The following is a 6,887-nucleotide window of genomic DNA, read 5'->3' on the forward strand; positions in this document are numbered from 1 at the left end:
CCTCCGGACGATTCCCATTTTTTGTGCTGGGCTTCATGAGCAGTCTTTCTTCATCGTCCGTCGCCGCGCGCGACATCGTCGCGCTTGAAGGCGTGACCAAACGGTTTCCCGGCATCGTCGCCAATGACAGCGTCGATCTGTCGATCCGCCCGGGCGAGGTGCAGGTGCTGCTCGGTGAGAACGGGGCCGGAAAATCGACGTTGATCGGCATGCTGTCTGGCCTGTTGCAGCCGGACGAGGGACGCATACTGGTCGATGGCAAACCGACACCGATCACCTCGCCGCGCCATGCGCTGGCACTGGGCATCGGCACCGTGTTCCAGCACATGATGCTGGTGCCGACGCTGACGGTGGCGGAAAACCTCTTGCTTGGCGGACGGTGGTGGCAGCGCCCCAGGACCGAGGAACTGGCGGCGCGCGTCGCCGAGATCACCAGCACGCTTGGCATCACCGTCAAGCTGCATGCCAAAGTATCGGAGCTTTCGCTCGGCGAGCAGCAGCAGGTCGAAATCCTGCGCGCGATGGTGCGCAAAAGCCGGTTGCTGATCCTTGACGAGTCCACCTCCATGCTGACGCCGAAAGGCATCGACGAGCTGGGCGCGCTGATGCGTCGCCTTGTCGAGCAGGGCCTGGCGATTGTCTTCATCACCCATAAGCTCAAGGAGGCGGCGGCCTTCGGCGACCGCATCTCGGTGTTGAAGCTCGGCCGCAAGGTCGGCGAGATTCCGCCCGAGCGGTTTCGCGCGCTGGGCGAACAGGCGATCATTTCGGAGATCGTGGAATTGATGTTCGGCAAGCAGAGCGATGATCCGGAAGCAGTCGAGCGTCCGGTCCGTACAGTCCACGCCGAAGCGGCTCCGCTGCTTCAGGTCGCGGATCTGGCGGTCGCGCCGACGGACAATGCGCCAGGCCTGTCGTCGATCTCGTTCGACATCCGCCCCGGCGAGATCCTGGGCATCGCCGGCATCGACGGCAACGGGCAGAAGCAGCTCGCGGAAGCGCTGGCCGGCCAGCGCGCGGCGACTGGCGGTTCGGTGCGGCTGGAGGGCGTTGCCATAGAGGCGCTGAGCGTCGGCGAACGCCGTCGGCGCGGTCTACGCTACCTGACCGACGACCGGCTCGGCGAAGGTACTGTCGGCACCTTCCCGGTCTCGATCAACTTCTTCCTCAAGCAGGTGGGCGCGGCCCCGTTCTGGCGCAACGGCGTCGAGCAGCGCGCGGAGATCGACAAGCGCGCCACCCAACTCGTGCGCGAATATGATGTGCGCACGCCAAGCCTGAAGACGCCGGTCGCCCGGCTGTCCGGCGGCAATATCCAGAAGGTGCTGCTGGCGCGCGAACTGGCCGAAGGCGCCAAGATGGTGATCTTCAACAAGCCCACGTACGGGCTCGACCTCGCCAACACGCTGGCGTCGCGCCAGCGCATCCGCGACACCGCAGCGCGCGGCCTCGCCGTACTGCTGATCTCCACCGACCTCGAGGAATTGCTGAGCATGTGCGACCGCATAGCCGTCATCGCCAACGGAGCGCTGGTCGGCACCGTCGAGAACGTAGACGACGCGCGTACCAAGGTCGGCCGCCTGATGATCGGACTTGCCGCATGAGCATCGACACCGCCCCCACCGTCAGCGCCACCGCACTCGATGCCACGAGCGGAGCTGCGACGCGCCGTGACATCCTGCACAGGCTGCTGATGACGCTCGGCCCGATCCTTGCCGCTCTCGTCATCGCCGGGTGTATCCTTCTTGCCGTCGGTGTCGACCCGCTCGCCTATTATGGCTATGTGCTGGAGAAGGGGCTGTTCTCGCCACTCGGCATACAGCAGACGCTGACCCGCATGGCGCCGCTGCTGTTTCTTGCCGCCGGCCTGATCGTGGCCTTTCGCGCCGGCATGTGGAATCTCGGCGGCGACGGCCAGTTCCTGCTCGGCGCGGTGACGGCGGCGGCCAGCGCTCCCGTGTTCGTTCAGATCATGCCGTTCTGGCTGGCGCTGACCTGCTCGTTCCTCATCGCCGTGGTGGTGGCGATGATCTGGTCGCTGGTGCCGGCTCTGCTGCGTGCCTATCAGGGCGTGAACGAGATCATCACCACGCTGATGATGACATTCCTGGGCACATCGCTCGCGAACGTCCTGGTCAAGCTTGTATTTCGCGATCCCGGCACGACCGTTCCCCAGACCCGCACGCTGCCGGTAGAAGACCGGCTGCCGCGCCTGTTCGATACGACCATCACCAGCGGCCTGCTGCTCGGCCTGGCAGCAATCATCATCGTGCATCTTGTGATGACGCGCACGGCGTTCGGGCTGAAGCTGCGGATCGTCGGCGCCAATCCGCGCGCGGCGGTTCATGCGGGGCTGGGCGTGCCTGGCCTGACGACTGCCGTCTTCGCCATTTCCGCCGGGCTCGCGGGCCTTGCCGGCGCCGTCGACATCATCGGCGTGCAGGGCAATGTCCGCGCCGACTGGAATCCCGCTTACGGTCTGGCGGTCATTCCGGCCGTGTTCCTCGCCCGCATGAACGGTTTTGCCGCGATAGGTTTCGTGTTCCTGCTTTCGGTGCTGTCGATCGGCGGCGAAAGCGCGGCACGGCGGCTTGGCGTGCCCAATCATTTCACGCTGGTGCTGGTCTCCATCGTGCTGATCGTGCTCGCTCTCGCCGAGTATGTCGACCACCGTTACAACCAGTCGAGAAAGGCTTAGGGCATGACCGGGCTATTCAGCGCAGTCTTTCTCAGCGCGCTCCTGTTCGGCGCCGTCACCGCGGCCATCCCGCTGCTGCTGGCCGGCCTCGGCGAGCAAATGTCGGAAAAAGCCGGCGTGCTCAACATCGGCATCGAAGGCATGCTGCTGGCCGGCGCCTATCTTGGCTTCGTCGGCGCCTTCTATTCCGGGTCGCTGTGGCTGGGGTTCGTCACCGGTGCCGCCGGTGGCGCCGCGGTGGCGCTGATCATGGCGCTGCTCTGCGTGCGCATCGGGCTGAACCAGATCGTCATCGGCATCGCGCTGACGCTTGGTCTCGAAGGCCTGACGGCGCTGCTTCATCATTTCCAATTCTCGCGCAGCTATCCCCGCCTGCCGGCGGCGGACGCCACCGTCATTCCGCTGCTGTCGGATATTCCGGTCATCGGGCCCGCCTTCTTCAAGCATCACCTGATCGTTTATCTTGCGGTCGCGCTGGTGTTCGGCATGGGCTACCTCTATCGGCGCACGCAGCTCGGCCTCAACCTGCAGGCAGCGGGCGACAAGCCGGCCGCGCTCGACGTCGCCGGTATCGACGTCATCAAGACCCGGACCATCGCGGTGCTGACGACCGGCGCGCTGGCTGGGCTCGGCGGCGCCTATCTCGCCAATGTCGGGGCGGGCCTGTTCATTCCGTTCATCACCAACGGCGCCGGCTTTCTCGGCATCGTGCTGGCCATGCTGGCGCGCGGCCGTCCGGTCTGGGTGCTGTTCGGCGCCCTGCTGTTCGGCGTCTGCCTGTCGCTGACGACGGCCATGCAGGTGGCGGGCATCAACATACCGACCGACGTCATCCAGATGCTGCCATTCCTGGCGGTGATGATCATGCTGGTGCTGTTCGGCCGGCGTGCCAGCTTGCCGGCGGCACTCGGCATTCCATACGAGCGCGGCGCGCGCTGAGAACAATCAGATGCGCGGAAGAGACCCGCGCCAAAACAGGAGGCAAGAATGTCGGATACCAAGGTCTACCTGCTCGACGGCGGCTCGCTCGTTCTCGACGGATACCATGTGTTCTGGAATCGCGGCCCCGGCGGCGAAGTGCGCTTTCCGGTCTATTCGATCCTGATCGAGCATGCCGAGGGTCGGTTCCTCATCGATACAGGCTACGACTACGATCACGTCATGAAAGTGCTGCCCTTCGAGAAGCCGATCCAGGAAAAGCACCAGACCATTCCCGGCGCGCTTGCCTTGCTCGGGCTCGAGCCCAAGGACATCGACGTCGTCGTCAATTCGCATTTCCATTTCGACCATTGCGGCGGCAACAAATATTTTCCACACGCCAAGAAGATCTGCCATCGCTCCGAAGTGCCGCAGGCCTGCAATCCGGAGCCTTTCGAACATCTCGGCTATTCGGACCTGAGCTTCTCGGCGGAGGCCGCGGAAGCGCGTGGCGCGACCGCGCAACTGCTGGAAGGCACGACGCGCGCCAACTCGACCTTCGAGGGCGTCGAGGGTGACGTCGATCTCGCCAAGGGCGTAAAGCTGATCGCGACGCCCGGCCATTCGATCGGCCACTACAGCTTGCTGGTCGAGTTCCCCAAGCGCAAGCCGATCATGTTCACCATCGACGCCGCCTACACCCAGAAGAGCCTTGAAACGCTGTGCCAGGCGGCTTTCCACATCGACCCGGTAGCGGGCGTCAATTCGATGCGCAAAGTGAAGAAGCTGGCCGAGGACTATGGCGCGGAACTGATGTACTCGCACGACATGGACAACTTCAAGACCTACAGGACCGGCACACAATTCTACGGCTGACCCCTCGCCAATCCGGAGACAAGATGATGCGCTATCCCGAACACGCCGATCCGGTCATCACCCTGACCGCGGGGCCGGTGAACGCCTATGCCGAAGTGCTGCGCGGCCTCGGCCGCACCGTGCTTTACGACTACGACCCGGCATTCCAACTCTTCTACGAGAAGGTGGTCGACAAGGCGCAGAAAGCGATGCGACTGTCGAACAAGCCGGTCATCCTGCATGGCGAGCCGGTACTCGGCCTCGAGGCGGCGGCGGCGTCGCTGATCACGTCCGACGACGTCGTGCTCAACCTTGCCTCGGGTGTGTACGGGAAAGGCTTTGGCTACTGGGCAAAACGCTATTCGCCGCATCTGCTGGAGATCGAAGTTCCCTACAACGATGCGATCGATCCGCAGGCGGTCGCCGACATGCTCAGGGCACATCCCGAAATCACCATCGTCTCCGTCTGCCATCACGACACGCCGTCGGGCACGATCAACCCGATCGACGCCATCGGCACCCTGGTTTCGGCGCATGGCGGTTATCTCATCGTCGACGCCGTCTCGTCCTTTGGCGGCATGAAGACGTATCCCGAGGATTGCAAGGCCGATATCTATGTCACCGGCCCCAATAAATGCCTGGGCGCCCCTCCCGGCCTCACCATGATGGGCGTCAGCGAGCGGGCCTGGGTCAAGATGAAGGCCAATCCCCTGGCGCCGCGCGCATCGATGCTGAGTATCGTCGACTGGGAAAATGCCTGGTCGAGAGACAAGCCGTTTCCGTTCACGCCATCGGTTTCGGAGATCAACGGGCTCGATGCCGCGCTCGACATCTATCTCAATGAGGGGCCGGAGGCGGTGTGGGCGCGCCACGCGCTCACCGCCAAGGCCATGCGCGCGGGCGTCACCGCGATGGGCCTGTCGGTCTGGGCCGCCAGCGACAGGATCGCATCGCCAACCACGACCGCCGTTCGCACCCCCGAAGGTGTCGACGAGAAGGCGCTTCGCCAGGCCGCGCGCGCCCGCTACGGCGTGGTGTTTTCGTCGGGCCGTGGCGAAACATTGGGGAAGCTGACGCGCATCGGCCATATGGGACCGACCGCCCAGCCGATCTATGCGATCGCGGCGCTGACGGCACTTGGCGGCGCCATGAACGCGGCCGGCCAGAAACTGGCGATAGGCAAAGGCATCGAGGCGGCGTTGGCCGTTATCGACACCGACGCCTGAACAGACACCATTGGATCACGGATCGAGGGAGCATTTTCATGACTGAACGACTTGCGGGAAAGACGGCCCTGGTTACTGGCGCCGCGCAGGGTATCGGCAAGGCGATCGCGGCGCGGCTTGCCTCCGACGGTGCGACCGTCATCGTTAGCGACATCAACGCCGAGGGCGCCAAGGCGGCGGCCGCGAAGATAGGCGGAAAGGCGAAGGCGATCGCTGCCGACATTTCCGATCCGGCATCCGTCAAAGCGCTCTTCGCTGAAATCCAGGCCCTGACCGGTGGCGTCGATATCCTGGTCAACAATGCCAGCATTGTGCCGTTCGTCGCCTGGGACGACGTCGATCTCAACCATTGGCGCAAGATCATCGACGTCAATCTGACAGGGACCTTCATTGTCACCCGCGCCGGAACGGACCAGATGCGTGCGGCAGGCAAGGCCGGGCGGGTGATCAGTATCGCCTCCAACACCTTCTTTGCCGGCACGCCGAACATGGCGGCCTATGTCGCGGCCAAGGGCGGCGTCATTGGCTTCACCCGGGCGCTGGCCACGGAGCTTGGCAAATACAACATCACGGCGAATGCGGTGACACCCGGCCTGATCGAGAGCGATGGCGTCAAGGCGAGCCCGCACAACGAGGCGTTCGGCTTCGTCGAGATGCTGCAGGCGATGAAGGGTAAGGGCCAGCCCGAACACATCGCCGATGTCGTATCGTTTCTGGCGAGCGAGGACGCCCGCTGGATCACCGGCCAGACACTGAATGTCGACGCCGGGATGGTCAGGCACTAGGGCCAATCGTCAAATCGACAGTCACGGCCGGCGGAGGGCATCACGTACTCATCCGGCCTTCCGGCAAGCAAAAGCCACAACAGCGGTAGAGCCGATACTGCTCGTTCCCAAGGCAGCGCGCATGACTTTGAAGCCGAAGCGCGTCCTCCTTGCGTGGGACGCAAGCCTGGAAGCGATCCCGGGCCGGAGGTCGCGTCATATCACATTTGGCAGGTGGTCGTCCTTCAACCCGAGAATTGGGCGGTCTGGACCAGAAAGCCTGAGGCTGAGCTTTTGCGGCCGCTTCGACTGACGCGGGTCGCGGCGATAGATGCCGCGCCCTATGGCATACGCGTCAACACCATCTGCCCCGGCGTGATCGAGACAACACTCGGCGTACCCGCAGCCGGCGACGGCGATTTCGAA

The 6,887-nt window shown here is 64.1% G+C and carries 6 protein-coding genes and 1 pseudogene; all 7 read left to right on the forward strand.

Annotation, left to right across the window (positions count from 1 at the left end):
- Positions 1–35: 35 nt before the first annotated feature.
- On the forward strand, positions 36–1,604 hold the full coding sequence (locus NMG80_RS13280) for a putative B6 ABC transporter ATP-binding protein (RefSeq protein WP_254018516.1): 1,569 nt from the start codon (positions 36–38) through the stop codon (positions 1,602–1,604).
- The gene (locus NMG80_RS13285) at positions 1,601–2,698 is read left to right on the forward strand and encodes a putative B6 ABC transporter permease subunit 2 (RefSeq protein ID WP_254018517.1); all 1,098 of its coding nucleotides are present in this window, start codon (positions 1,601–1,603) and stop codon (positions 2,696–2,698) included. The genes NMG80_RS13280 and NMG80_RS13285 overlap by 4 nt, the downstream gene beginning before the upstream one ends.
- Positions 2,699–2,701: 3 nt before the next feature.
- Positions 2,702–3,637, forward strand: a complete 936-nt coding sequence (locus NMG80_RS13290) for a putative B6 ABC transporter permease subunit 1 (RefSeq protein WP_254018518.1) — start codon at positions 2,702–2,704, stop codon at positions 3,635–3,637.
- 48 nt (positions 3,638–3,685) lie between these two features.
- A complete protein-coding gene (gene pldA, locus NMG80_RS13295; protein ID WP_254018519.1) occupies positions 3,686–4,492 on the forward strand; it encodes a 4-pyridoxolactonase in 807 nt (268 codons plus the stop codon).
- A gap of 26 nt (positions 4,493–4,518) precedes the next feature.
- Positions 4,519–5,697 carry a pyridoxamine--pyruvate transaminase gene (gene ppaT / locus NMG80_RS13300; RefSeq protein ID WP_367185952.1) on the forward strand — a complete coding sequence of 393 codons (1,179 nt, stop codon included), beginning with the start codon at positions 4,519–4,521 and terminating at the stop codon, positions 5,695–5,697.
- A 38-nt stretch (positions 5,698–5,735) separates the two neighbouring features.
- On the forward strand, positions 5,736–6,482 hold the full coding sequence (pldH, locus tag NMG80_RS13305) for a pyridoxal 4-dehydrogenase, SDR-type (RefSeq protein WP_254018521.1): 747 nt from the start codon (positions 5,736–5,738) through the stop codon (positions 6,480–6,482).
- A gap of 288 nt (positions 6,483–6,770) precedes the next feature.
- Positions 6,771–6,887, forward strand: a pseudogene (locus NMG80_RS13310) (SDR family oxidoreductase); the annotation flags it as partial.

Origin of the sequence: Mesorhizobium escarrei, assembly GCF_935825525.1 — a bacterium.
Lineage (GTDB): Bacteria > Pseudomonadota > Alphaproteobacteria > Rhizobiales > Rhizobiaceae > Mesorhizobium > Mesorhizobium escarrei.